General features: G+C 68.1%; 1 protein-coding gene. It reads left to right on the top strand.

The window, feature by feature from the left end; genetic code table 11:
* A partial coding sequence (locus IVB48_RS33110) for an AMP-binding protein (protein ID WP_247406743.1) occupies positions 1-617 on the top strand: 617 nt, incomplete at both ends.

Genomic DNA, 617 nt, shown 5'->3' on the forward strand with positions numbered 1-617 from the left:
GGAGAGCTCTACATTGGCGGGGCGGGGGTCGCGCGTGGCTATCTGAACCGGCCCGAACTGACGGCGGAGCGGTTCTTGGCCGATCCGTTCAGTGGTGAGGTCGGCGCACGGATGTACCGGACCGGGGATCTCGCGCGGTACCTGCCGGACGGCAATCTGGAGTTTCTGGGCCGCATCGACGACCAGATGAAGATCCGCGGCTTCCGGATCGAGCCTGGCGAGATCGCGGCGCGGCTGGTTGAGCACGCGTCGGTGCGCGACGCGGCGGTGGTTGCGTGCGAGGATCGCAGCGGCGAGAAGCGTCTGGTCGCCTATGTGGTTACGGCTGCGGAGCATGCCGGCGAAGCCGAGGGGACTGAACTTGCCGGCACGTTGCGCACCCATCTTGGTGCGCGGCTGCCCGAGTACATGGTGCCGAGCGCGTTTGTGCGGCTTGCGGCGCTGCCGTTGACGCCGAACGGCAAGCTGGACCGCAAGGCGCTGCCCCCGCCAGAGGATGATGCGTATGCGCGGGCAGCCTATGAGGCGCCGCGGGGCGAGATCGAGATCGCGCTGGCGCAGATCTGGGCCGAGCTTCTGGGCCTGGAACGTGTCGGCCGGCACGACAACTTCTTCGA

The sequence above is a fragment of the Bradyrhizobium sp. 76 genome, from assembly GCF_023073025.1.
GTDB lineage: Bacteria > Pseudomonadota > Alphaproteobacteria > Rhizobiales > Xanthobacteraceae > Bradyrhizobium.